We start from the raw sequence: 24,642 nt of genomic DNA on the forward strand, positions 1-24,642 counted from the left end.
GCGGCCACAAATCGGTACCGGAAGCGAGCGGAGAACGCGCGCGGTGAAACGGGTGAGAGGCGACGGTGCGAGCGGTATGCGGCGCGACCCGTCGCGATCGCGAACTACGATTCGACGGGGGATCGAACGCGCTGCTCAGCTTGGAAGGAGGGTATATTGACGACGCCCTTTCTTGAGCGGTATCGAACGATCTGCCGAGTACTGTGGCCCGGTTCGCCGAAAAAACGAAACGAATGACGCCGAATCGAAAGAAAAGCAGGACACTCTTTCACAGTGTGTAGATCCATCCACCGGATTTAAGACCGTATGCGGCCAACGATTGGTTATGTCATCTATCGAGCTCACGTCCAGTCAGAAAACCATTCTGACCGCACTCATCAACCTCCACCGCGAGAGCGAGGACGCGGTCAAAGGCGAGGACATCGCCGCGGAAGTGGATCGAAACCCCGGCACGATCAGAAATCAGATGCAGAGTCTGAAAGCCCTCCAGCTCGTCGAGGGCGTCCCGGGGCCGAAGGGCGGCTACAAGCCGACGGCCAACGCCTACGAGGCGCTCGACGTCAACCAGATGGATGAGCCCGCGTTCGTCCCTCTGTATCACGACGGCGAGGAGGTCGAGAACGCCAACGTCGACGAGATCGACCTCTCCTCCGTTCACCACCCCGAACTGTGCCGCGCGGAGATCCACATCCAAGGCTCCGTGCGCGACTTCCACGAGGGAGACAAGGTGACGGTTGGACCGACGCCGCTCTCGAGGCTCGTGATCGAGGGCGTCGTCGACGGCAAGGACGACACCGGGAACATCCTCATCCTCCGGATCGAGGATATGCGCGCACCAGTCGGCGACGCGTCGCACTGAACGGAATCAGACGCAGGCGACTCCGTCTCTTTCGTTCTTCTCACTCCGCCGGACGAACTGCGAGCGCTGCGGCTGTGAGTCGTCTCGTGAACGTATGGAGTTGCGGCAAATCGGCTGCCGTGCGGTCTCTCGGTTCCGTTTCCTACAGGCTATCCCACGCGTCGAAGGCGTTCTTTTTCGACGAAACGTCGGCGATCCAGCGGGCGGCGATGGCCTTCTTCAGGTTGCGCGCCGCCGGGCCGCCGAAGACGTTCATCGGGAACGAGCCGAGCACCGGAAGCTTGACGTCGTGAGCGACGGCGTCGTCGCCGACGGAGACGACCGTCCCCTTGTCCTCGTGTCGCCACGTCTTCAGCGGCTTGTTCGCGACGGCGCGCGCGACGTTCTCACCCGCGACGTCCGCGGCCTGCCACGCGGCCTGCGCCGTCGGCGGCGCGACCGAGTCGGGGCCCTGCTCGACCAAGGCGGTGTCGCCGAGGGCGAAAACGCGCTCGTCTGAGGTCTGGAAGTCGGCGTCGGCGAAGACGCGATGGGAGCGCTCGTCCTGATCGAGTTCCATTCCGCGGACCTCCTCGTGGCCGGTGATGCCGCCCGTCCAGATCAGCGAGTCGTAGGCGAGTTCGGGATCGTCCTCGCCGCCGCCGAGGTAGACCGTCTCCTCGTCGACCTTCGAGATGAAGTCGCCGGTGAGGATCTCGATATCGAGCGCTTCCAGCCGCTTTCGGAGCGCGCCCTGCAGTTCGGGGTCGTTGTTCGGGAACACTTCGTCGAGACCCTCGACGAGCGTGATGTCGATCGGCGCGCGGTGCTCGTCGCGGTACTCGGCGATCTCACCGGCCGTCTGGATGCCCGAGAGGCCCGCACCGCCGACGATGATCTGCGCCGGGTCGTCGCGGGAGGCGTCTTCGGCGGCCGACTTGATCTCCGCGTGGATCGCTCGGGCGTCGTCGAGGCTCTTCAGCTCGGTTGAGTACTCCTGCAGCCCCTCGATGCCGAAGAAGGCGGTGCCCGAACCGATCGCAAGGAGCAGGTAGTCGTATTCGATCTCGTCGTCTCGGAGTTCGACGACACGCTCGTCGACGTCGACGTCCGTGACGTGGTCCTTGCGGAACTCCGTCGAGTCGGATTTGATTTCGTCGATCGGGATCGTGATCTTCGATTCGACGCTCGGATCGCGGATGCAGCGATGGACCTCGTGGAGGACGAGGTGATAGTCGTTCTCGGAGATCCACGTCAGTTCTGCGCCCGCGTCGAGTTCGTCTTCGAGTCGTTTGACGGCACCGGCACCCGCGTAGCCGGAGCCGACGACGACGACCTGTGTGCTCATATCAGAACCTGTACCCGCATCGGATAAAGGAACTGCGAAACGCCGCCGAATGCAGTGTACGACAGATGTCGTTGCGTTTCGTCCATCCACCGCCTCACTCTCGTTAACCGACCTACGGCCATCGACCGCCTCACACCCGCTAGCCATCCCCGGTCGAACGCCCTACTCGATCGATAGCCCCGGATGCCAGTGGTCGACGCCGGCCTCCCGCTTCGCCTCGTCCATCTTCGCGAGCAGGTGGACCGCCAGACTCGCGGTTTCCGCCGCCCGCGACTCGCCCTCGGTGCGGAACTCTCCCGTTAATCGGTTCGCGTAAACCGAACAGACCGCGCCCGCCCGAAGCCCGTAGATGTTCGCCACTGTGAGGAGCGCGGCGGCCTCCATCTCGATGTTCTTGACGTTCGCATCGCGGAGCTCCTCGACGAGCGATTCCGAGCCGGCGGCGCGGAAGTCCTCGAATCCGGGACGGCCCTGCCCCGCGTAAAACGAATCGGCGCTCATCGTCAGCCCGACGTGGTAGTCGTAGCCGAGTCGCTCTGCGGCGGCGACGAGCGCGGCGACGACCTCGTGGTCCGCGACGGCCGGGTAGTCCTCGCGGACGTACTCCTTGGAAGTCCCTTCCTGTCGGACGGCTCCGGAGGTGATGACCAAGTCTCCGACGCCCATCTCGGGCTGGATCGCCCCACAGGAGCCGACGCGGATGAACGTCCCGGCGTCGACGCGGGCGAGTTCCTCGATCGCGATGGCCGCCGAGGGGCTCCCGATCCCCGTCGACGTCACCGAGATGGGCGTCCCCTCGTAGGTCCCCGTCGCCGTCCGGTATTCGCGGTGGTACGCCTTCTCCTCGTGGTCGTCCCACAGCGCGGTGATCTTGTCGACGCGCTCGGGGTTCCCGGGCAAGAGCACGCTGTCCGCGACGTCCTCGGGACCGACGTCGAGGTGGTACTGCACGTCGTCGTTGGGGTCTTCGCTGTCGCTCATACGACTTCTCCCGCGCGCAGCGAAAATAGCCTGTCGGCTCCGGGAACGCCGTTAGGGCTCCCGCTCGATGTCGTCGTCGCCGGCCTCCCGTTGAGCCTCCGCCGCCGACAGCGTCTCCAGCGAGATCGTGTTCGGAAGTAGTTCGCCGAGCGTGTACGTCGAGGTCTCGCCGCCGCCCTCGTCGCAGACGACTTCCAAGCCCGCCCCGGCGAACTCAGCGAGCGTCTGTCGGCACATCCCGCAGGGAGTCACGCCGTCGCGCGCCCCTGAGCTGACCGCGATCCGGTCGAATTCGCGGTGCCCGTCTTGGATCGCCGAGGCGATCGCGACCTCCTCGGCGTGGAGGCTGTTCGAGTAGTTGGCGTTCTCGATGTTGCAGCCGACGTACACCGAACCGTCGGCGGTCCGCAGCGCCGCGCCGACGCGGTACTCGGAGTACGGGACGTACGCGTCGTCGAGGGCGTCGCGAGCGCGTTCGAGGAGTTCGTCAGTCATTGGACGCCGGTTCGGTCGGCGTCGGTTTGTAGGTTGCCGTCGCGGTGGACGCTCCGGTCCCCCACCGTCATCGCGATCAGGAATGACAAGGGCAAAGCCCGTTGCGGACGTACGATCGGGCGTGCAATCGAGTACGGACGCGGGACGCCCGGGGCTCGGCCGCGAGATTATGCTGTGGGTCGGTGCGGTCGTGGTGGTGCTGTCCGCCGGGATCGGCTGGCTCGTCGGCAGCAACGGCTCGGTCGAGGTTTCCGAGGCCGCGATCTTGGGAACGTCGGTGACGGTTCCGGTGACGCCCGCGGCGCTCGCGTTCTACGGCGTCGTCGTTTCGGTGCTCCTCCTCGGCGGGCTCTTCGGTCTCGTCGAATTCGCCTCGCGGCTCGAAGGCGAAAAGGCGGGATCGGGGCCGCGTTCCTGACGCGGGAGGCGGAGACGGGCGCTCGCGCGACGATCGACCCCGACAACCGTCCACGGCGGACAGCGCGGTGCTTTTATCGCTCGCTTTCCAACGTCGGATATGGCCTCTCCCACGTCGGCCGAGAACGCTTCGGACGTCGCCGACGAGGAGTTCGACCCGAACGCGCCGCTTGAGTCCGAGTCGGGCGGGAGAAACCGCAAACGAGCCGCGCTCGCGGTCGCGCCGTTCCTCGCGATCGGGCTCGCAGACGTGGTCCTGCTCCTCGGGTGGGGCATCGAACCCCTGTGGGCGTTCGCGATCCTCCCGCCGATCCTCTTCTGTAGCGTCCTCGCGTACATCGTCTTCAGCACCGACTTCCTCGCCGATCGGACCTGAGCGGAACGGCCGAACCGACGCTTCGGTTTCGGGTGTCGTTCCTTAGTTTCCAGTGTCGTTCCTTAGTTTCCGGTGTCGTACTTGTAGGTCGCCTTCGAGGAGTCGATACCGAAGTCCTCGGCCGTCTCCTCGGCGCTGTCGCCCTCGCGCTTGTCGGCCGGTGAGGCCTCCTTGAACCGCTCGCGGAACGAGTCCGGGACGTCGAAGTCGTCCGCCTGAACGGCCATCGCGATGACGTCGTCGCCGCGCTCCGCGCGGACTTCTTCGAGCCGCGACCCGACCGGGGTCGGCAGCGATCCGGTGTCCTGCGGCTCGAATCCGAACGGGGTGAAGTATTCGGGCTGGCGCGTGAACGTGTACACCGTATCGTATCCCTCGCCGCTGGCCCGGTCGACGAGGCGCTCGATGACGTGCGCGCCCACGCCCTGCTGTCGCCACGGCGGCAGCGTGTAGACGAACGCGAGTTCGCAGAACTCCCCGGAATCGGTTTTGTGAACCCGGATGCGACCGAATCCGGCCTTCCGCGACATCTCCTCGTCGAGGGCGATCACGTAGTCCCGGGACCGGAACGCGGGATCGTCGATGTCCGCCTCCTCGATTCTGTCGAGTAACCAGACCTCGTCGCGGTTTTTCGCGTCCCGGACGTACATACGCACCCGTATGAGAGCGGGACGCAAGTGTATTGCGGAGCCGTCCACTGGGTCTGTGTCCGGACGGAGGCAACAGGTTTGTATCGGTCTACGTTCTACGGGGTGTCGATGGCTCGCCTCTTGCCCTCCCAATCCGAGCCCGACGTCGACGCCTCGCCGCGCGTCGTTGGGCTCGACGACGACGACGCCGACGACCTCCTGTCGGCGCTCTCCTCGGCGACCGCTCGTCGCGTCCTCGCGGCGCTGCACGAGGAACCGACGAACCCCGCCGCCCTCGCGGAGTCGGTTGACACGTCCCTGCAGAACGTCCAGTACCACCTCGGTCGGCTGGAGTCCGCGGGCGCGGTCGAGGTAGTCGACACCGTCTACTCGGAGAAAGGCCGCGAGATGAAGGTGTACGCGCCGGCGGACCGCCCGCTGGTCGTCGTCGCCGCCGACGATGACGAGACGACGGGGCTCGCGACCGCTCTCAAGCGTCTGCTCGCTGGCGTCGGCATCGTCGGTGTCGTGAGCCTGTTCGCGCAGTTCGCGATCGAGGGGTTCCCGTTCGTCGCCCAGACCGGTGGAGCCGACGGCGCGGCGACCACCGAGTCCGTACAGCTCGCCGCCGACACCGCCACGGGGGCGGCCGCGACCGGACCGCCGCCGGGACTGTTGGTGTTCCTCGGCGGCTTGACCGTCCTCCTGCTGTGGTTCGGGGTCTGGTTCGTCCGGCAGCGGTAGCGACTCACCTCTTCCGTTCGAGTGACAGACGACCGGCAGTCTCCCGTAAGTATTCGTACCCGGACGGAGTACTCTCTCGTATGAACCACGCGGGCGAGGTCGAGGGGATCGCCGTTGGTGTCGACGCGGACGGCGAGAACATCCCGGCAGTCGTCATCGCGGCCCGAGCGGAGCTACTACCGATCGTTGTCACGGCCGATCAGGCCCGGGCGATCCAACTCGCGATCACCGGTGACGCCTTCGAGCGACCGCTGACGCACGACCTCCTCGTGGAGATGCTCACGGAGTTCGGCGGCGCGATCGACAGGGTCCGCATCGACGACGTCGCCGACGGGACCTTCTACGCGAAGGTCGACGCCGAGCGATACGAGAACGGCGAACCCCAACAGTTCGTCTTCGACGCGCGCCCGAGCGACGCCGTCGCGCTCGCGGTCCGCGTCGACTGCCCGATCGAGATCTCGGACGTCGTCCTCGACGAGGCCGGCCAACCGCCCGAACGCTTCGACTTCGGTGGCGGCTCCGGCCCCGAAGGCGTCGACGACGAGCCGAACGACCTCGACGACTTCAGCGAGTTCGGCGACGAGAGGTGAGACACGGCGCGCGGAGACCCGTTCGCTCGCCGTAGGGACAGGGGCGTTCGTGAGTCTCTTTTCTACCTCTAGCCGAGGGAGCAACGCTTTCACACGTGCCGGCACTACACCGGGTATGAGTCTCGATGTGCCCGTTCCCGACCCGCCCGAACTGGAGGAGCTCGATCCGAACGAGTACGAAGACGCCGAGGTGGTCGGGGACACGGATTACAAGCGCGAGGAGATCGAACAGTTGCTACGGACCGGTGCGTGGGAGGAGGCGTTCACCGAGTGGGCCTCACAGACGGACCTCACCGAGAGCGATTTCGCCATCATCACCGACCTAGATATGCTACAGCGGTTCGATTTCTTCTGGGACTCGTTCGCCGAGCGCGTGGGCTATCACGCTCCGGGGATACCGGAGGATTGGAAGGAACGCGACTACCACCCCGACTTGGAGTCTTGGGGCTCGGTGTCGGCGATCAACGCCGGACTCACCGAGTTGGGACAGATCGTCTGTGACGTCCTGAAAGACGAATACATCGAGTGGGAAACGGAGTACGAGGCCCCGGACGACCTCCCAGACTTCTCGTAAGCTGTACAGTGTGGGAGTGTGACCCCTGTGAACCGCTCTCCCTCCCGTTCACCCTATGCGTCAGTGTCCTTTTCTGTGTGTAGACTGTGGTGATTATTATGGTGGAACTCGCTCTGGAGGGGGTGTAATGGGTGACTTGTTCCGAACTGACCACTCAGGAAGCAAGAGAGGAGATGTACGAACTGGTCCGAAGAGACGTTCCGTTCGAGCAGAAAGCGCGGGACGTGCTTGACCTCGGCATTCGATATCTTGAAGTCGAAAACGGACACCTCACACGGATTGACCGGATTACCAACCACTGGGAGGTGATGGTCAGCACCGATTCGGTCGGCGAGCAGTTTCCGCCCGGCCTCGAACTCGACCTCGGGACCACGTACTGCCGTCGAACCGTCCAATCGGACGGCCAGATATCGCTCTCCGACGCCCCGAACCAGGGGTGGGCCGACGACCCGGCCTTCGAGACGCACGGCCTCCGCTGCTATCAGGGAACGACGCTCGTCCTCCGTGATGAGACGTACGGGACGGTCTGCTTCGTCGACGAAGACGCGCGCACGGAGTTCAGCACCGACGAGACGATGTTCACCGAACTCCTCACCCGGTTGCTCGAGCGCGAACTCGAACGGGTGCGACACGAGACGGAGGTCACGAGGCAGATCAACCTCGCCGGCGTGTTGAATCGGGTGCTTCGGCACAACCTCCGGAACGAACTTTCCATCGTTCGCGGGTACACCCAGCGGATGGCCGACAAACTGCCAGAGGATACCGCCGGGGACGTCACGATCCGTCACGTCGATACCCTCCTACGGTTGAGCCGGAAAGCCCGCGAGGTGAACCAAGTCACGACTACTGACTCCGACCGCGAGATGAGAGAGATCAACGCGCTCGTCGAGCGGGTCGTAGAGACTACCGCGCGGGAGTATCCGTCGGCGTCCGCCACCGTCGACTATGACGACACGGTTACCGCGCCGGTACTGCCGAGTTTCGAGAAGGCGATCCGGGAGCTGACCGAGAACGCGATGAAACACAGCCACGACGCCACCATCAGCGTGACCGTCGAATGCGTCCCGAACGCCGTTGAGGTCCGGATCGCGGACGACGGACCCGGACTGCCCCAATCCGAGGTCGAGGTCCTCGAAAGCGGTGTCGAGACGCCGCTGAACCACGGGAGCGGACTGGGGCTGTGGCTCACCCAATGGATCGTGACCAGTCACGAGGGGGAAGTCGAGGTATGGTCCCCCGATGAGGGGACGACCATAACGCTCTCGATCCCGCGAAAGCGACCGGCGGACCTCCGCGAGAGGTGAGAATGGAAGGCGCGAGAACCCACCTCTCCGCGAGAGCGACGTGAACCGACTCGCGAAGGGAAGTGGACCGACCGCCGGGGCTGGTGCCGACGGCGATGACGCCGGTCGGTACGTCACCGGTCGATACGCCGGCGATGCCGGGATCGATCGAAGCGTCCCGGAGCGGCCAACGTGCGACGCACGCCGCAGTTCCACGGATTTCATATACGTCCGCCGGTACTCCACCAGTATGGACGAAGTCGACGACCAGTACACGCCCGGGGACGTCGAGTCCGCGGTCGAGACGTACTGGGACGACGCAGACGCCTACGAGGCGACGAAGGAGGCGCACGCCGACGACCCCGCCTTCTTCTTCGTCGACGGGCCGCCGTACACCTCCGGGCAGATGCACCTCGGGACGGCGTGGAACAAGACGCTGAAGGACGCCGTCATCCGTCACAAGCGGATGACCGGCCACCGCGTCACCGACCGCCCGGGCTACGACATGCACGGGCTGCCGATCGAGGTGAAAGTCGAGGAGGAACTCGGCTTCGAGTCGAAGCGCGACATCGAGGAGTACGGGATGGAGTCGTTCATCGACGAGTGCAAGCGGTTCGCCGAGGAGAACCGCGAGGCGATGGACGAGGACTTCCAGTCGATCGGCGTCTGGATGGACTGGGACGATCCCTACGAGACGATCTCGCCCGAGTATATGGAAGCCGCGTGGTGGGCGTTCCAGCAGGTCGACGAGCGCGACCTCGTCGAACAGGGCAAGCGCTCGGTCAACTACTGCCCGCGGTGTCAGACCGCCATCGCGGCCAACGAGGTCGAGTACGACGAAATCACCTCACCGTCGATCTACGTGAAGTTCCCGCTGCGAGACCGCGAGGGCAGCCTCGTCATCTGGACGACGACGCCGTGGACGATTCCGGCCAATACCTTCGTCGCGGTCGACGGCGAGATGACCTATCAGGCCGTCCGCGCGGAGAAAGGCGGTGAGTCCGAGGTCCTCTACGTCGCCGAACCCTGCGTCGAGGACGTCCTGAAACAGGGTCGCTACGCGGACTACGAGGTCGTCGACGAGTTCTCCGGCGAGGAGATGGTCGGGTGGACCTACGACAACCCGCTCGAACCGCACCTGAACGAGGTCGCAGACTTCGAGGGCGCAGGCGAGGTATACACCGCCGATTACGTCGAAGCTGACCGAACCGGACTGGTCCACTCCGCGCCCGGGCACGGGCAAGAGGACTTCGCCCGCGGCGAGGAGCTCGGACTCGACGTCTACGTCCCCGTTGACGGCCGCGGGGAGTTCAGCGAGCAGGCGGGCGACTACGCGGGCACGTTCGTCCGCGACGCCAACGACGACATCGTCCGCGACCTCGAGGAGTCGGGCGCGCTGCTCGCGTCGGGCGAGCACGACCACCGCTACGGACACTGCTGGCGCTGCGATACGGACATCATCTTCCTCGCCACCGACCAGTGGTTCATCACGGTCACCGACATCAAAGACGAGTTACTGGAGAACATCGAGGAGACCGAGTGGTACCCGCAGTGGGCCCGCGACAACCGCTTTCGCGACTTCGTCTCCGACGCCCCCGACTGGAACATCTCCCGGCAGCGCTACTGGGGCATCCCGCTGCCGATCTGGCAGGCCGACGACAGCGAGTGGATCGTGGTCGGCACGCGCGAGGAGCTCGCCGAGCGCGTCGATCAGGACGTCGACCCCGACGAGGTCGACCTGCACCGACCGTCCGTCGACCCGCTGACGATCACGGAGAACGGGAAAACGTACGAGCGCGTCCCGGACGTCTTCGACGTCTGGATCGACTCCTCGGTCGCGACGTGGGGGACGATCGACTACCCCTCCGAGACCGAGGCGCACGAGGAACTGTGGCCCGCCGACTGGATCGTCGAGGCGCACGACCAGACCCGCGGGTGGTTCTGGTCCCAACTCGGGATGGGAACCGCCGCGGTCGGGCAGGCCCCCTACGAGGAGGTGATGATGCACGGCTTCGTGAACGACGAGGACGGGCGAAAAATGTCGAAGTCTCGCGGGAACATCGTCACGCCCGAGGAGGCCATCAATCGGGCCGGACGCGACCCGCTTCGGGCGTACCTACTCAGCCACGACCAGCAGGGCGTCGATCTCTCCTTCGAGTGGAACGGCCTCGGAGAGATGCAGTCGACGCTCAACATCTTCTGGAACGTGTTCCGGTTCCCGCTGCCGTATATGGAACTGGACGGCTACGGCCCCGCCGACGCGGACCTCGACGACGGCGATCTGACGGTCGTCGACGAGTGGGTGCTCTCGCGGCTGCAGACCGTCGAGGCCGAGGCCGAGGAGGCGTGGGAGAACTACGAGGTCAGCGACGCGCTCAACGCTGTGCTCGACTTTCTCACAGAGGACGTCTCGCGCTTTTACGTGAAGGCGATCCGCGAGCGGATGTGGGAGGAGGAGGACTCCGCCTCCAAGCGCGGCGCGTACGCCACGCTGTCGACCGTGCTCGAAGAGACGATTCGGCTCCTCGCGCCCTTCACGCCCTACCTCGCAGAGCAGATGTACCAGCACCTCGACGGGAGCGCGACGACGGTCCACGCGCTGTCGTACCCGACGCCCGACGAGACGCTGCGCGACGAGGATCTGGAGCGAAATATGGCCGTTCTCCGCGACGTCGAGGAGGCGGCGGCGAACGCGCGCCAGCAGGGCGGGCGAAAGCTCCGCTGGCCCGTCCAGCGCGTCGTCGTCGCCACCGATGAGGACGAGGTCGCCGACGCTGTCGAGTCGCTCTCGGTTCTCCTCGCAGAGCGCGTCAACGCCCGCACGATCGAGGTCGTCGGCGAGTTCGACGAACTCGTCGAGCGCGCGGAGCCCCAGATGGGCGTCATCGGCCCCGCCTTCGGTGGCGACGCCCAGAAGGTGATGGAAGCCGTGCGAGGAAAGACGTGCGAGGAGATCGAAGATGGCGTCGCGGTCGACGGCGAGACCTACGACCTCGACGACGAGATGGTGACCTACGAGGCCGAACCGCCGGAACACATCTCCGGGGCCGACTTCGAGGGCGGCACCGTCTACGTCGACACCGAACTGACAGAGGAAATCGAAGCCGAGGGCTACGCTCGCGACGTGATCCGACGGATCCAGGAAATGCGCAAGCAGCTCGATCTGGAGGTCGACGCCGAGATCGACACCGCCGTCGACGTCGCCGACGATCGGATCGCCGAGTTCGTCGACCGCCACCGCGACGTCGTCGCCGAGGAGACGCGAACGCGCGAGTTCACCACCGGTGAGGTCGGAACCGAGGACGAGTGGGCGCTCGTCGAGGAGTGGGACGTCGAGGACGTGCGCGTGACGATCGGCGTCGATCCCACGCAAGCGTGAAAGCCGTCTGAGAGGCGTCAGCTGAACCGAAACTGTCCCGGTATCTATCACGATAGTATCTCAGAACCACGTCGGTACTAACGAACGGTATCGGCTAACGACCTCGTAAAAACGGCCATACCCGTTCGTGCCGTTCGTTACCACGCCCCAAAGAGGGGCGATTATGTCAACCGAACAGGGATACAGCGAAGCAAAAGCGGATCTCGAAGAGACCTTCGGGATGGTGCCACCGCCGTTGGACACGATTCCCGAGGAGGATGCCGCTCGAGAGTGGCCAACGTTCAAGAAATACACCGTCGGCGAATCGGAGATCCCGCCGAAATATCGCGAGCTGATCGGGCTCGCTATCGCGGCGAACATCAAATGCCCGTACTGTGCCCATTTCCACGGTGCGGCCGCGGAGTTACACGGTGCCACGGAGGCAGAGCTCGAAGAAGTGTATTTCCTGTCGAGTTTCACCGCGCGCTACAGCAGTATGCTCCACGCGCAGGAGTACGATCTCGACGAGTTCAAGGACAAGGTGCACCAGATCGGCGGACATCTGCAAGAACAGTTAGCAGCCGACGACTAGCTGCTAGCTGCTCGTCTTCTTTCGGGAGTCGACCGACCGCTACTCGGTCGCTGACGACGAGTAACAGACGAGACGAAACGCCGAGTGTCTAACAGAGCGCTTCTTCGAGCAACTGCAGCGGGTGTTTGATCTCGTAGCCCGTGCCGTGCTCCATCTGCATCGCGCAGGTCGGACACTCGGTCATTCCGACGTCGCCCGCGGCGTCGTGCATATGCTCGAACATGTCTCCGCCGATCTTCATCGAGGTCTCGTACTTCTCCTCCTTCCAACCGTAGGTGCCCGAAATACCGGAACAGGAGTCGCCGACGTCCTCGACGACGACGCCGTCGAGGTCGCGGAACAGCTCGATCGCCTGTCTGTCGACCCCCTGATTCCGCGCGTGACACGGCGCGTGGTAGGCGAACGCCTGCTCCTCGACGCTGGCCTCGGCGATTTGTCCCTCCAAATCCTCCTGAATACGGAGGTATTCGAGCGCCTCGAAGGTGTTCTCGGCGACCTCGTCGATACCGTCGATGTCGAACAGCTCGGGGTACTCTTGCTTGAGCGCCATCGAGCAGGAAGTGCAGGAGGCCACCGCGTCATAGCCCCTCTCGACGAGATCGGCGAACGAGGAGACGTTCACTTCCGCCGCGCGCTCGGCGTCAGCGAGCATCCCGTTTGCGAACATCGGCGTGCCGGAGCAGCGCTGCTCGGGCGCGACGATCTCGTAGCCGAACGACTCGAAGACGCGCACGAGCGCCTTCGCGACCTCGGGCGTGTTGTAGTTCGAGTAGCAGCCGTGGAAGTACGCGACTTTCTTTTCCGCATCGACGGCCTCGCCGCGGCGCTCGCGGGCCGCTCTCGCGTTCTCCCGGGAGGCGTCGGCTCCGCCGCGCTCGCGCCACCACTCGCGAAACGTCTGCGCCGCGAACGCGGGGAACTCCCGCTCGCTCGTGACGCCCATCGCCTTCTCCATCAGCCAGCGCGCCGGGCCGAAGTTCATCGCGAAGTTCGCGAGCCGCGGGACCTTGCTGGCGAACCACGCCGACGTCCGGTAGTTCGCGAGGACGCGATTGCGGACGTACTCGACCGACAGTTTGTCCATCTGCTCGTCGACGTACTCGCCGCGCGCCGCGTTGTGCATCTGCGAGAGCGGCACGCTCGACGGGCACGCGTCGTCGCAGCGCATACAGTTCGAACAGGACATAATCGAGTCGTCGATTTCCCCCTCATCCTTGCGCTTGAGCCGCCACTGCTCGGGACCTTGGAACTTCGGTCCCGGGAAGTCGTCGTCGACCTCGGCGACCGGGCAGGTCGTATCGCAGACCGAGCACTTGTAGCAGTTGTCCGCGCCGGGGCGGAGGTCCATCGTCGAGTCGTCGTCGAAGACCGACACCGGCTCGAAGTCGGGATCGGGGCTCGCCCGCTGTTCGTTCGGTTCGATCGATTCCGTCGTCTGTGGGCTCTCTGCGTCGCTCATCTGGGCTGGGCCTCCTGTTCGCTCGTCACCGCTACTCGATTCATCGGGTCGCTTCCTCCGCTTCTCTGCCGGTCACGCTCTCGCCCGCGCGACGGCCAGCGTACGCCCCGGTCGCGATCGAGACGCCTGCGGCCGACTTCTCGCGCGCGGTGTCGGCACCGCCGAGGACGCCGCCCGCGGCGCGGAGGTTCTCGAAATCGGCGTCGCCGGAACCGTCCGTCGGCCGCAGGTCGCCATCGGGCACGACGCCGAATCGGGCGAACTCGTGCGCGCCGAACGCCGCCGGTTCCGACCAGTCGTAGCGGTCCTCGGGGTGCGGGACGTGGCAGTCGAAAACCGGCTCGGAGACCGACTCCCGGTCGGAATCGATCCCCTTGCCGACGAGCCCGCCCGTCGCGAGAACGAACTCGTCGGCCGCGTAGGGGACCTCTCGTCCGCGGCGGTCGACGAGCACCGACTCGATGCGTCCGTCGGCCGCTTCGTAACCGACCGCGGGGTTCCCCGAAGAGAGCCGAACGCCGGCCTCGTCGAGGGCGTCGAAAAGCAGGTCTTCGAGCCGCAGACCGAGCAGGCTCGGGGGGCCGGTCGGGATCTCGAACACCGCCGCGCCGAGTCGGTCTTCGAGTTCCGCGCGGACCTCGCGACGGTCGTCGTCGCCGAGCATCGCCGGGAACCCGACCCGCTCGTGACCGTCGAGGTGGTCGGCGACCGCGTCTGTGAGTCCTCGCCGCGCGCCCGACTCGTCGGTGTCGAGTGCCTTCGCGAGCCGCGTCGTCAGCGCGTCGTCGCGGAACTCGACGGGGAAGGGAACGGTCGCGCCGTCGACCTCGAAGGGGACGCCCGCCGCGTCGAGGTGCGACGCGGCCACGGGCGCGTCGAAATCGGTGAGCCCCGCGAAGCCGACGAGCAGCGTCTTCTCTGCAGCGCTCGCGAGGCCGGGCGCGACGGATTCGGGGTAGCGTGCGGTCGGCTTGACCGTCCCGCCGTGGGTGAGGACGAGGGCGTTACGATCAGTGTGGGTTCCGGCGTAGGCGTCGCCGACGGCCTCATCGAAGACGCGGAGTCCGTCGCGGATCCCCGCCGCGCCGACGACGCGGTACGGATGGGAGTTCGGCAGTCGTTCGACCGCCTCGAACGGATCGGCGACCAGTCCGGACGGTTCGACCTCGGTGCCGTTGTCGCCGACCGCGCCGAGCACGTCGATCAGGCCGCTCGCCTGTCGGAGTGTGCTCTTCTTGTGCGAGAGCAGTCTGACCTGCGCGCCCGTCTCGGCGGCCGCGAGCGCCGCGGTCGCCCCGGCGATGCCGCCGCCGACGACGAGGACGTCCTCACGAATCGCCATCGACCACTCCCCTCGCTGCATCTTCCCGTCGGTCGCCGGTACTCGCGTCTGCGGGTCCCTCGGCCCTTCCCGCGTCGAACGCGTCGAAGTCGACTGTTCCTTCGGTCGCCGCGGGGTCGCCGTCGCGGTTCATCGTCGTCGCGTGCAGGTGGTGCTTCAGCATCGCCTGTGAGAGCTGTTCGCCCCACAGCGCGTGGCGCTCGCCCTTCCAACGCTCTTGGTAGAGGTCGTCGAGCGCCTCGCGTGCGGTCGACTCGTCGTACTCGGGCACCAGTTCGTTCGCGATCCGATGACAGCAGAACGCGCCCTGACAGTTCCCCATCGACGCGCGAGTGCGGATGCGGACGGCGTTGAGCTCAGTCCCCGACTGCGAGATGGCGTCGTTGATCTCCGCGCGGGTGACGGCCTCGCACTCGCAGACCGTCGGGTTGGGTCCGTCCCACTCGCCGAGCACCTCGTCGACTCGGGAGCCGAGCCGTTCGGCGCTCCGGAGGCCCACCGGCGAGCGGAGCCCGAACTCGTCCATCCACTCTCTGAGGACCGAGAAGTCCGCAGAGCCGGGGAGCGGCTCCTCGGCCGTCCGGCACGCCGCGTCGACGCCGAGCGTCTCGCAGACGTGGTCGGCGATGTCCTCGGCCATCATCCGGTAGGTGGTGAGCTTCCCGCCGACGATGGAGGCCATCCCCGGCAGCCCGTCGCGCTCAGCGTGATCGAGCAGGAAGAAATCGCGGGTGATGTCGGTCGGATCCTCGCTGCCGACTTCCGGGGGTTCATAGAGCGGGCGGACGCCCCAAAAGGAGCGGATCGTTCTCGCTTCCGAGAGTATGGGGACGAGTTCCGAAAGGGTGTCGATCATCAGGTCGACCTCCCAGCCCTCCTCGGGGTAGTCTTCGGGGTCCTCGACCTCCTCGTCGGTCGTGCCGAGAATACAGGTCGTCTCGTGCGGGACGACGATGTCGGCGTCGCCCTTCGGTCGACAGCGGTTGATGACGGTGTCGACCTGCCGGACGTTCATAATCGTCATCACGCCTTTTGAGGGCCGGACGGCGACCTCGACGCCCGCCATCTCGCCGATCTGGCCCGCCCACGCGCCGGTCGCGTTGACGACGTAGTCGGCGTACAGCTCCGACGTCTCGCCCGGCTCGCCGTGGACGAACGAATCGAGGCCGTCCGCGGAACCACCGCCGGAGGCGTGTTCGACCTCGACGCCGACGACCTCGCCCTCTTCGACGAGGACGTCTGTCACCTCGGCGTGCGTCTCGACACGCGCGCCGTGGTCGATCGCGTCGGCCGCGTTGGCGACGCAGAGCCGGAACGGGTCGACGGCCCCGTCGGGAACGCGGATCGCGCGCTGGATGTCGTCGGCGAGGTACGGCTCGATCTCGCGGGCCTCCTCGGCGGACAGCACCTCCGCGGGGATGCCGCACTCGCGGCAGCCACGTAGTTTCTCCTCGAAGTACTCGTCGTCGTCCTCGGGGCGCTGGACGAACAGGCCGCCGGTCATCTCGACGCAGTGGCTCGCGATCCGCCGGAGGACGCGGTTCTCCTCGATGCACTCCTCGGCGGACGCCTGATCGGAGACGGCGTAGCGCCCGCCGCTGTGGAGGAGGCCGTGCATCCGCCCGGTCGTCCCGTGGGTCAGGTTCCCCTTCTCGACGAGGGTGACGTCGACGCCGCGCATCGCGAGGTCCCGCGCGATACCGCAGCCGGTCGAACCCCCGCCGAGCACGAGGACGCTCGGCGTTTCACTCATTCACGTTTCGTAGTTTGTCAGCACATACTTTACTGTAGCGCCTACCGGCACCAGTCATAATATACGCAGTCCGCTTCGGTCACGTACTAGATCCCCTTCTACCACGTACTCGGTCGCCTTCGGCACGCGTCACCGGTCCACTGCGAGCGGTGGGTCTTTGTTTCACCGTCCCCAATCCGCGGCGATGACTGCCGATACGCCCCCGCTCGCGCTCGACATCGACGGAACGCTCACGGACGGGTCCGGTCGCCTCGATCCGCGGACGTTCAGCTATCTGCAGGCGTGGGACGCGCCGGTCGTCCTCGCGACGGGCAAGGCGTTCCCCTACCCCGTGAGCCTCTCGCATTACCTCGGCATCGAACGGAACGTGATCGCCGAGAACGGCGGCGTCGTCCTCGCCGACGGGGCCGTCTCCTATCAGGGCGACAGAGAGCGCGCGCAGGCCGCCGCCGACGCGTTCGTCGAGCGCGGCGGCGATCTCGGGTGGGGCGAATTCGACGCGATCAACGAGTGGCGACGCACCGAGATCGCGGTGAATCTCGACGCCGACGAGGACCTGCTCAGATCCGTCGCGGGCGAGTTCGAGCTCGACGTCTTCGACACGGGCTACGCTTACCACGTCAAGACGCCCGGCGTCGAGAAGGGAACGGGGCTGGAGGCCGTCGCCGACGCGCTCGGCTACGAGCCCGCGGACTTCGTCGCCGTCGGCGACAGCGAGAACGACGTCTCGACGTTCTCGGTCGCCGGGCGATCGTTCGCCGTCGCGAACGCGGACGCCGCCGCGCGCGAGGCGGCCGACATCGTCGTCGAAGCGTCGTACTTCGACGGCACGGCCTCGGTGTTGGAGTCGCTCGCGGATAACTGATTACGACGGGACCTATAGTAGCGTTTGCAAGTCTTCACTCACCCGATCGCACGACAGCGTACGATCGGGTGACAGGTCAGTTGCAAACGCTACTATATCACGCCTCGGCGCTGTCGCACTCGAACGGCACGAACGAGCCGTTGATATCCCACTCGTGGATGCAGTAGGGGCTGCCGACGACCCGTTCGTCGTCGCCCGCTAGCTGCCACGATCCGACGTCGTCCGCCCAGACCTCGGTGCGGCCGCAGCGCTCACAGGTCCGTTCAGTCGGGAACCGGAGTGTCGGTGCCATGTCGTCTCGATACTCGGGATCGAACCGGATAACGTTGACTGACGCGGCAGCGGATCTCCCGTCGAAACGACCGACGGGGCGGACCACGATCTCGACGGTCGCCGCGTCGCGAGACCACCAGCCCGTGTGTGATACCCACTCTCGTTGCGTGCCCCTTTAGGTAACACCGATCGTATCCTCCCTATGGGATTTCACACGTTCGACATCGAACGGGCGGAGGCGCTCGAAGACGCGGGTCGGTATCGCTTCTGCTCTCGCGAGGAGTTGCTCGGCGCGCTGGAGCCGTCCCCGGCGGACGTCGTCGCCGATATCGGCAGCGGCACGGGCTTTTATACTGACGAGGCCGCGCCGTTCGTCGAGCGGATGTACGCGGTCGACGTGCAATCGGAGATGCACGAGCGCTACCGGGAGAAGGGCGCACCCGACAACGTCGAGTTCGTGACCGCCGGCGCGTCGTCGATGCCGTTCGACGACGGCGAACTCGACGCCGCGTTCTCGACGATGACGTACCACGAGTTCGCCGAGGACGAGGCGCTCGAAGAACTCGCGCGTGTCGTCCGTCCCGGCGGTCGCGTGGTCACGCTCGATTGGTCGCGCTCGGGGACCGGCGACGACGGCCCGCCGGTGGACGAACGATTCGCCCTCGGCGACGCCGTCGACGCGTTCGAGTCGGTCGGCTTCTCCACTGTCGACGGACAGACGAGAAAAGAGACGTTTATCCACATCTGTACCAAATAAGAACAATAATATCCGCTATATTCCCAATATATTAGGATAATTGGTGTGTATAGGGTTCATTTCGTTATATCAGGATAACAGTTATTTATGCTTGGTCATCGGTAGCACGTATGGTGATATACAACGGACGTATCGATCCATATTCCCCGGAAGAGAGCCGCTACGAGTGCCAGTCTTGCGGTGCCCGCGTCGACAGCGGTGGTCGCTGCGAGGGTTGCGGCAGCGAATCGCTTGTGAACCTTGCCGTTCCCCGGGAGTGATAGAGGAGGCGAGTAACGACCGTCGGCGGAACGGACGGCGATGTCATCCGTGATCGAGTGACTGTTCGTGTCCCCTGTTCGCCGACAACTGCGTATCTGAGCGTCCGTCCGGCCGTGTCGCCGGCGTTCGATTCCGCCCCGTTGGGACGCTTCGTCGGGACCGATTACCGATGCGGTCGGCCATCCTGCGGCCTGTTACGTATCCTGTGGTTTCTCGCAGCCTACGTTCCTTCTCGTTCGCTACCGGGTATCAGACGCCTCACCGTCGATATCGGCCATCCCCGTGTAGCGATCCAAGAGCCACACGAGGAGCGCGCCGACGACCGCCGCGCCGACGAACACCCCGACTGCCGTGGGTGTCCACGCTCGCCCGAGTTCCGCCAACTGGTCGCCGGTCCGAACGACCGGGGCGCGGAGCGCGCCGACGATCAGCGCGACGAGGAACACGAGCGTCGCCTCGCGGGCGCGGTCGAGCGCCCAGCGGACCGCGTGCGCGACGGTGAACAGGCCGACGAACGCGCCGCCGACGAACGCGATCACGACGAGTCCGTGCTCCCGTACGGGTGCGACCGGTCCGCCAGTCACGAGTCCGAGGAGTCCGTCGACGAACGCCGACAGCGTGCCGGTCATGTACTCGTACTGGCCGAGGATGATGAGAAGCAGCGATCCGGAGATCCCCGGGAGGATCATCGCGCTGACGGCGATCGCGCCGGCGAAGACCGTCACTGCGAGTCCGTCGCTCAGCGTCGCGGCCGCCTGACCGGAGACGAGAAACGCGAGGAGGAAGCCGAGAACGGCCGCGGCCGCACGGGGGAGCGTGTCGACGTCGACCTCCGAGAAGAGCACCCACGCGGAGGCCGCGATGAGCCCGAAGAAGAATCCGAACGTGAGGACGGGGTGGGTCTGGATTCCGACGTGCACGACGCGCGTGATCGTCACGATCGCGGTCGCGATCCCCGCCCCGAGCGCGAGCAGGAACCCGGCGTCGACCGCGCGGAGGGCGTCGACCGCGTCGTCGCGACGGCCCGGGAAGGCCCCGAGTAAGACGGCGGCGATTCGCGCGGGCGAGACGGCCGTAATCGCCCCGATCAACCGCTCGTAGATTCCCACGACGAGCGCGATCGTGCCGCCCGAGACGCCGGGAACGGCGTCGGCCGCGCCCATACAGACCCCCTTCAGATAGACGACCGGCCACGACGTCCCGACGACGGAATCTGGGTTCGTCACGGCCTCACGGGACCGGTCTGCGGTCCCGTGGGCGTCGTCTCCATCCTTCGACATAGCCTACCGTTCGGCGTCCCCCTACTCCGGGCTTTCGCTTCCGTCCGACGGATCATCCGCGAAGGATCACCCGCGAAGCGGCACTGAATCACCCGTGAAGCGACATCTGACCGCCCTCGAAGCGACGTCGACGTCGATACCGGAGACGCGAAAATTGAAACCGTCGGGTGGCGACGGTTCGAGTATGCAACTGAGCATCGTCGGCAGCGGCTACGTCGGCACGACGATCGCGGCCTGCTTCGCCGAGGTCGGCCACGACGTGGTCAACGTCGACATCGACGAGGAGGTCGTCGCGGCGCTCAACGACGGCGACGCGCCGATTCACGAACCCGGGCTCGACGAACTCGTCGCCGAGCACGCAGGAGATCGACTCCGCGCGACGACCGACTACGCGGCCGTCCGCGACACCGACGTCACGTTCCTCGCGCTCCCGACTCCCTCGGAGGACGACGGCCACATCGACCTCTCGATTATGGAGGCCGGCGCGCGCTCCCTCGGCGCGGCACTCGCCGAGAAGGACGGACACCACCTCGTCGTCACCAAGAGCACGGTCGTCCCGACGACGACCGAAGAGGTGATCGCGCCCATACTCGCCGAGGAGTCGGGCAAGACGCTGGGCGAAGACCTCGACGTGGGGATGAACCCCGAGTTCCTGCGGGAGGGCAGCGCGGTCGAGGACTTCCTCTCGCCCGATAAGGTCGTTCTCGGCTCCGAGACCGACGCGGCGGCCGCCGCGCTTCGGGACGTCTTCGACCCGCTGGTCGCCCAAGCCGACGACCCGCCGGTCGTCGAGACTGGCGTCGCCGAGGCCGAGATGATCAAGTACGCCAACAACGGCTTTCTGGCGGCGAAGATCTCGCTGGCGAACGACATCGCGAACGTCTGCAAGGAGTACGACATCGACTCCGAGGAGGTTCTCTCCGCCATCGGTCTCGATCACCGCATCGGCGCGTCGTTCCTCGGCGCGGGCGTCGGCTGGGGCGGTAGCTGCTTCCCGAAGGACGTCGCCGCGATCATCGCGGCCGCCCGCGACGTCGGCTATGACCCCACGATGTTGGAGGCCGCCGTCGAGGTCAACGACCGCCAGCCGGTTCGGCTGCTCGAACGTCTCCGCGAGCACGTCGGCCCCGACGGCGCGCGCGTCGCGGTGCTCGGCCTCGCGTTCAAGCCCGGCACCGACGACGTTCGGAACTCTCGAGCGATCCCGCTGGTCGAAGCGCTGCTCGATGCGGGCGCGGATGTCGTCGGCTACGACCCCGTCGCGACCGAGAATTTCCGCGAGCGCTACCCCGAAATCGAGTACGCCGATTCTGCAGACGCGGCGCTCGACAGCGCGGACGCCGCGCTCGTCGTCACCGATTGGCCCGCGTTCGCCGACCTCGACGCCGAATTCGACGAAATGGCGACGCCCGTCGTCGTCGACGGCCGCCGGATCGTGACCCGCCGCGACGGCATCGTCTACGAGGCGCTGGTCTGATTCCGATCGGCGCGTTCACGCCCGTTGTCGGCGCTCCGAGTCCGCAGCTACGATCTTTGCACCCGCCGGAGCAGCCACCGCCGCAGCCGAGGATAGCTCACGCAGACGCTCACCCACGCGACGTACCACGCGAAGATGAACAGAAAGACGAGCGCGGTCGTCGAGAGCACGCCGAGTCCGTGCGTCAACTCGGTTAACGCGGGGAACGCGACGGCGAAGCCGGCGACCGTTATGACGCCGCCGAGCAACACTTCGAGGTAGGTAGCGAGCGTGCTCTGTCCCGGGTTCGCCTCCCGGGCGCGTCGCGGTCGCCGCTCGCCCGCTGTGGGCTCCGGTACGACCATCCATATCCCTCACATAAATATAACGGTCGTATATGATAAATACATATCCGTCGCTGCTCTCGTGACCAACTCGACGCCAACTCTGAGCCGAAAGACGGAAACCTACTTCCGACCGTCGGTCGACTCACACGTATGCTCTCGGTAGCACTCGCCGGCAAGCCCAACGCGGGCAAGTCTACCTTCTACAAGGCCGCGACGATGGCCGACGTCGACGTCGGCAACTACCCGTTCACGACGATCGATCCCAACCGCGGCGTGACCCACGCCCGGACGCGCTGTCCCTGTCTCGACCGCGAGGAACGCTGCGGCAACTGTGAGGGCGGCGTCCGCTACGTCCCGGTCGAACTGCTCGACGTGGCGGGGCTCGTCCCCGGCGCGCACGAGGGGAGGGGGTTGGGCAATCAGTTCCTCGACGCGCTCACCGACGCCGACGTCATCCTCGCGGTCGTCGACGCCGCGGGCGGGACGAACGCCGAGGGCGAGCCCGTCGAGGTCGGCACCTACGACCCCGTCGAGGAGGCCGACTTCGTCGAGGTGGAACTCGAACAGTGGCTCGTCGGCATCATCGAGCGGAACTGGGAGAGCGTCGTCCGGAAGTCGCGCTCGCCGGATTTCGACATCGACGAGGCGTTGACGGAAATGCTGACGGGCTTCGGCGCGACCGAGTACGACGTCGCGGCGTCGCTGCGCGCGCTCGACTATCCCGACGACCCCCAGCAGTGGAGCGACGAAGACCAAGAACGACTGGCGCGCGACATCCGGCAGCGAACGAAACCGATCGTCCTCGTCGCCAACAAGGCCGACATCGCGCCGCCGGAGAACCTCGAACGCCTCGCCAAATCGGACAAGCCCGTCATCCCGACGACCGCGGACGGCGAGCTCGCGCTCCGGAACGCGACCGAGGCGGGCATCGTCGAATACCTCCCCGGCGACGAGGACTTCGAGGTCGTCGGCGACGTCTCCGACGCCCAGATGCAGGGGCTCGAAACGATCCGCGAGGTGATGAGCGAGCGGGGCGGTACTGGCGTCCAGCGGGCCATCGACACCGCCGTCTACGACGTCCTCGATATGGTGACGGCGTACCCGGTCCAGAACGAGACGAAGTGGACGGATGGAACCGGGGAAATGCTGCCCGACGCCTTCTTACTCGCCCGTGGGTCGACGCCGAAGGACCTCGCCTTCGCGGTCCACTCCGATATCGGCGAGGGCTATCTCCACGCGGTCGACGCCCGCTCGAAACGCCGGATCGCCGAGGATTACGAACTGGAGGAGGGCGACGTGATCAAGATCGTCAGCACGGCGTCGTAGCGGCTGCGTTCCGAACCTGTCTCGGCCGTCCAGTGGTTGGAAGCGTTATCGCACAGCGTCGTACGCCTCGCCCATAATTTCGAGCGCCTCGCGCAGCGACTCCTCGTCGGTCGCATACGAGAGCCGCGCGTATCCCGCGCCGTGCTCGCCGAACGCCTCGCCGGGGACGATGACGACGCCGCGGTCGAGACACTCGTCGACGAAGCCCTCCGGGACCTCAGGCATACAGTAGAACGCTCCGCCCGGCGTGGGCACGTCGAGACCGATGTCGGTGAGGCCGTCGACGACGATGTCGCGGCGACGCTGGAAGGAGTCGGTCATTTCGTCGACTTGGTCCTGCGGTCCGGTGAGCGCGGCCTCGGCGGCGAACTGCGAGGGAGCCGACGCGCAGGCTTGGGCGTACTGATGGACGCGGAGCATCCGCTCGATCCGTCGGTTCGAGGAGACGACCCAGCCGAGCCGCCAGCCGGTCATCGAGTAGAGTTTCGAGGCCGAGTTGACGACGACGACGTTGTCGCTGTCGGCGAACTCGATCGGCGAGCGGAACTCGCCGTCGAAGACGGTGTACTCGTAGACTTCGTCCGAGATACAGAGCACGTCGTGTTCGTCGGTGATGCGGGCGAACTCGCGGACGTCTTCGGGCGGCGAGACCGCGCCGGTCGGGTTGCCGGGGCTGTTGACGACGAAGGCGACCGTGTCGTCGGTGATCGCCGCTTCGACCGCCGCGGGATCGATCGTCAGGTCGTCGCGGAGCGGAACCGGGACGGGTGTCCCGCCGGTGAGCTTCGTGAGCGCGTCGTAGGAGACGAATCCGGGATCGGGGATGACGACCTCGTCGCCGGGGTCGACGTGGGCTTCGAGGGCGATGTGCAGCGCTTCCGACCCGCCCGCGGTGGCGATGACGTCGCCGGGGTCGACGTCGACGCCCTGATCGCGGGCGTGCTTGTCGGCGATGGCTTCGCGGAGCGATTTCATACCCTTGTTCTCGGTGTAGCCGTCCGCGCGCCCCGCGGTGATCGCCTCGGCGGCCGCCTCCCGGGCGTGCGGCGGGGCCGAAAAGTCGGGCTGTCCCAGTCCGAGGTTGATCGCGTCCTCGCCCGCGGCCTCGAACACCTCGCGGATCCCGCTGATCGACACCTGCTCGACTCGCTCCGAAAAGTGTACCATACGCAGGTTCGGGGGGGCCACCGGGTTAGGTTTTGCTTCATCGACCGGTCGTTGTCCGGATATACAAGCAAATATTGTTTGTATCTCTGACAGCCGGCGTTATCCTCGGGGAACCACTGGGAGGCCTCTCA

At 66.0% G+C, this 24,642-nt stretch carries 25 protein-coding genes; 14 read left to right on the top strand and 11 right to left on the bottom strand.

The window, feature by feature from the left end:
* Window positions 1-325 precede the first annotated feature (325 nt).
* A complete protein-coding gene (locus tag U5919_RS15085; protein ID WP_336025336.1) occupies window positions 326-859 on the top strand; it encodes an Rrf2 family transcriptional regulator in 534 nt (177 codons plus the stop codon).
* A gap of 142 nt (window positions 860-1,001) precedes the next feature.
* On the opposite strand, the gene U5919_RS15090 is transcribed toward U5919_RS15085, so the two are convergent.
* The 3 genes from U5919_RS15090 to cdd form a co-directional block, all read right to left on the bottom strand.
* Complete coding sequence (locus U5919_RS15090; RefSeq protein ID WP_336025338.1) at window positions 1,002-2,186, bottom strand: NAD(P)/FAD-dependent oxidoreductase; 1,185 nt, start codon at window positions 2,184-2,186, stop codon at window positions 1,002-1,004.
* Window positions 2,187-2,348: 162 nt separating this feature from the next.
* Window positions 2,349-3,167, bottom strand: a complete 819-nt coding sequence (locus tag U5919_RS15095) for a nucleoside phosphorylase (protein ID WP_336025340.1) — start codon at window positions 3,165-3,167, stop codon at window positions 2,349-2,351.
* Between the two features lie 51 nt (window positions 3,168-3,218).
* Window positions 3,219-3,662 carry a cytidine deaminase gene (gene cdd, locus U5919_RS15100; RefSeq protein WP_336025342.1) on the bottom strand — a complete coding sequence of 148 codons (444 nt, stop codon included), beginning with the start codon at window positions 3,660-3,662 and terminating at the stop codon, window positions 3,219-3,221.
* Window positions 3,663-3,783: 121 nt separating this feature from the next.
* Between cdd and U5919_RS15105 the strand changes: the two genes are divergently transcribed.
* Both U5919_RS15105 and U5919_RS15110 read left to right on the top strand, forming a co-directional pair.
* Window positions 3,784-4,080 (top strand): hypothetical protein, encoded by a 297-nt coding sequence (locus tag U5919_RS15105; RefSeq protein WP_336025345.1) that lies wholly within the window; start codon window positions 3,784-3,786, stop codon window positions 4,078-4,080.
* A gap of 99 nt (window positions 4,081-4,179) precedes the next feature.
* Window positions 4,180-4,455 carry a DUF8142 family protein gene (locus U5919_RS15110; RefSeq protein WP_336025347.1) on the top strand — a complete coding sequence of 92 codons (276 nt, stop codon included), beginning with the start codon at window positions 4,180-4,182 and terminating at the stop codon, window positions 4,453-4,455.
* A gap of 62 nt (window positions 4,456-4,517) precedes the next feature.
* Here U5919_RS15110 and U5919_RS15115 read toward each other — a convergent pair whose 3' ends face one another.
* The gene (locus U5919_RS15115) at window positions 4,518-5,105 is read right to left on the bottom strand and encodes a GNAT family N-acetyltransferase (RefSeq protein ID WP_336025349.1); all 588 of its coding nucleotides are present in this window, start codon (window positions 5,103-5,105) and stop codon (window positions 4,518-4,520) included.
* Between the two features lie 108 nt (window positions 5,106-5,213).
* On the opposite strand from U5919_RS15115, the gene U5919_RS15120 reads away from it, so the two are divergent.
* The 6 genes from U5919_RS15120 to U5919_RS15145 all read left to right on the top strand — a co-directional run bounded on the left by U5919_RS15120 (window position 5,214) and on the right by U5919_RS15145 (window position 12,225).
* Window positions 5,214-5,828: an ArsR/SmtB family transcription factor gene (locus U5919_RS15120; protein WP_336025351.1), complete on the top strand. Its 615-nt coding sequence runs from the start codon at window positions 5,214-5,216 to the stop codon at window positions 5,826-5,828.
* A gap of 80 nt (window positions 5,829-5,908) precedes the next feature.
* The gene (locus tag U5919_RS15125) at window positions 5,909-6,418 is read left to right on the top strand and encodes a bifunctional nuclease family protein (protein WP_336025353.1); all 510 of its coding nucleotides are present in this window, start codon (window positions 5,909-5,911) and stop codon (window positions 6,416-6,418) included.
* 115 nt (window positions 6,419-6,533) lie between these two features.
* Entirely contained in the window at window positions 6,534-6,992 is a 459-nt protein-coding gene (locus U5919_RS15130; RefSeq protein ID WP_336025355.1) for a DUF7992 family protein, read from the top strand.
* A gap of 173 nt (window positions 6,993-7,165) precedes the next feature.
* Window positions 7,166-8,296 (top strand): sensor histidine kinase, encoded by a 1,131-nt coding sequence (locus U5919_RS15135; RefSeq protein ID WP_336025357.1) that lies wholly within the window; start codon window positions 7,166-7,168, stop codon window positions 8,294-8,296.
* Window positions 8,297-8,525: 229 nt separating this feature from the next.
* Window positions 8,526-11,654, top strand: a complete 3,129-nt coding sequence (gene ileS / locus U5919_RS15140) for an isoleucine--tRNA ligase (protein WP_336025359.1) — start codon at window positions 8,526-8,528, stop codon at window positions 11,652-11,654.
* Between the two features lie 163 nt (window positions 11,655-11,817).
* A complete protein-coding gene (locus U5919_RS15145; protein WP_336025361.1) occupies window positions 11,818-12,225 on the top strand; it encodes a carboxymuconolactone decarboxylase family protein in 408 nt (135 codons plus the stop codon).
* A gap of 88 nt (window positions 12,226-12,313) precedes the next feature.
* Here U5919_RS15145 and U5919_RS15150 read toward each other — a convergent pair whose 3' ends face one another.
* The 3 genes from U5919_RS15150 to glpA are packed head-to-tail and all read right to left on the bottom strand — an operon-like array spanning window position 12,314 to window position 16,779.
* Window positions 12,314-13,684: an anaerobic glycerol-3-phosphate dehydrogenase subunit C gene (locus U5919_RS15150; protein ID WP_336025363.1), complete on the bottom strand. Its 1,371-nt coding sequence runs from the start codon at window positions 13,682-13,684 to the stop codon at window positions 12,314-12,316.
* 40 nt (window positions 13,685-13,724) lie between these two features.
* Complete coding sequence (gene glpB / locus U5919_RS15155) at window positions 13,725-15,026, bottom strand: glycerol-3-phosphate dehydrogenase subunit GlpB (RefSeq protein ID WP_336025365.1); 1,302 nt, start codon at window positions 15,024-15,026, stop codon at window positions 13,725-13,727.
* On the bottom strand, window positions 15,013-16,779 hold the full coding sequence (glpA, locus tag U5919_RS15160) for an anaerobic glycerol-3-phosphate dehydrogenase subunit GlpA (RefSeq protein ID WP_336025366.1): 1,767 nt from the start codon (window positions 16,777-16,779) through the stop codon (window positions 15,013-15,015). The genes glpB and glpA overlap by 14 nt, the downstream gene beginning before the upstream one ends.
* Window positions 16,780-16,963: 184 nt before the next feature.
* Here glpA and U5919_RS15165 point away from each other — a divergent pair, with 184 nt between their 5' ends.
* Window positions 16,964-17,644, top strand: a complete 681-nt coding sequence (locus U5919_RS15165) for a phosphoglycolate phosphatase (RefSeq protein WP_336025367.1) — start codon at window positions 16,964-16,966, stop codon at window positions 17,642-17,644.
* A 97-nt stretch (window positions 17,645-17,741) separates the two neighbouring features.
* Here U5919_RS15165 and U5919_RS15170 read toward each other — a convergent pair whose 3' ends face one another.
* Window positions 17,742-17,936, bottom strand: coding sequence for an HEWD family protein (locus U5919_RS15170; protein ID WP_336025368.1), 195 nt, complete (start codon window positions 17,934-17,936; stop codon window positions 17,742-17,744).
* A gap of 183 nt (window positions 17,937-18,119) precedes the next feature.
* On the opposite strand from U5919_RS15170, the gene U5919_RS15175 reads away from it, so the two are divergent.
* Together U5919_RS15175 and U5919_RS15965 are read left to right on the top strand one after the other, a co-directional pair.
* On the top strand, window positions 18,120-18,674 hold the full coding sequence (locus U5919_RS15175) for a class I SAM-dependent methyltransferase (RefSeq protein ID WP_336025371.1): 555 nt from the start codon (window positions 18,120-18,122) through the stop codon (window positions 18,672-18,674).
* A 110-nt stretch (window positions 18,675-18,784) separates the two neighbouring features.
* Entirely contained in the window at window positions 18,785-18,934 is a 150-nt protein-coding gene (locus U5919_RS15965) for a DUF7129 domain-containing putative zinc-binding protein (RefSeq protein WP_425604222.1), read from the top strand.
* Window positions 18,935-19,174: 240 nt separating this feature from the next.
* Here the strand turns inward: U5919_RS15965 and U5919_RS15180 are convergent, their stop codons facing one another.
* Window positions 19,175-20,098 carry a DUF368 domain-containing protein gene (locus U5919_RS15180; RefSeq protein ID WP_336025603.1) on the bottom strand — a complete coding sequence of 308 codons (924 nt, stop codon included), beginning with the start codon at window positions 20,096-20,098 and terminating at the stop codon, window positions 19,175-19,177.
* A 301-nt stretch (window positions 20,099-20,399) separates the two neighbouring features.
* Between U5919_RS15180 and aglM the strand changes: the two genes are divergently transcribed.
* Window positions 20,400-21,692 carry a UDP-glucose 6-dehydrogenase AglM gene (gene aglM / locus U5919_RS15185; protein WP_336025373.1) on the top strand — a complete coding sequence of 431 codons (1,293 nt, stop codon included), beginning with the start codon at window positions 20,400-20,402 and terminating at the stop codon, window positions 21,690-21,692.
* A 47-nt stretch (window positions 21,693-21,739) separates the two neighbouring features.
* Here aglM and U5919_RS15190 read toward each other — a convergent pair whose 3' ends face one another.
* Window positions 21,740-22,036, bottom strand: a complete 297-nt coding sequence (locus tag U5919_RS15190) for a hypothetical protein (RefSeq protein ID WP_336025375.1) — start codon at window positions 22,034-22,036, stop codon at window positions 21,740-21,742.
* 132 nt (window positions 22,037-22,168) lie between these two features.
* On the opposite strand from U5919_RS15190, the gene U5919_RS15195 reads away from it, so the two are divergent.
* Complete coding sequence (locus U5919_RS15195) at window positions 22,169-23,344, top strand: redox-regulated ATPase YchF (protein ID WP_336025377.1); 1,176 nt, start codon at window positions 22,169-22,171, stop codon at window positions 23,342-23,344.
* A 45-nt stretch (window positions 23,345-23,389) separates the two neighbouring features.
* Here U5919_RS15195 and U5919_RS15200 read toward each other — a convergent pair whose 3' ends face one another.
* Window positions 23,390-24,511 (bottom strand): pyridoxal phosphate-dependent aminotransferase, encoded by a 1,122-nt coding sequence (locus tag U5919_RS15200; protein ID WP_336025379.1) that lies wholly within the window; start codon window positions 24,509-24,511, stop codon window positions 23,390-23,392.
* Window positions 24,512-24,642 lie beyond the last annotated feature (131 nt).

Origin of the sequence: Halobellus sp. LT62 (genome assembly GCF_037031285.1) — an archaeon.
GTDB lineage: Archaea > Halobacteriota > Halobacteria > Halobacteriales > Haloferacaceae > Haloquadratum > Haloquadratum salinisoli.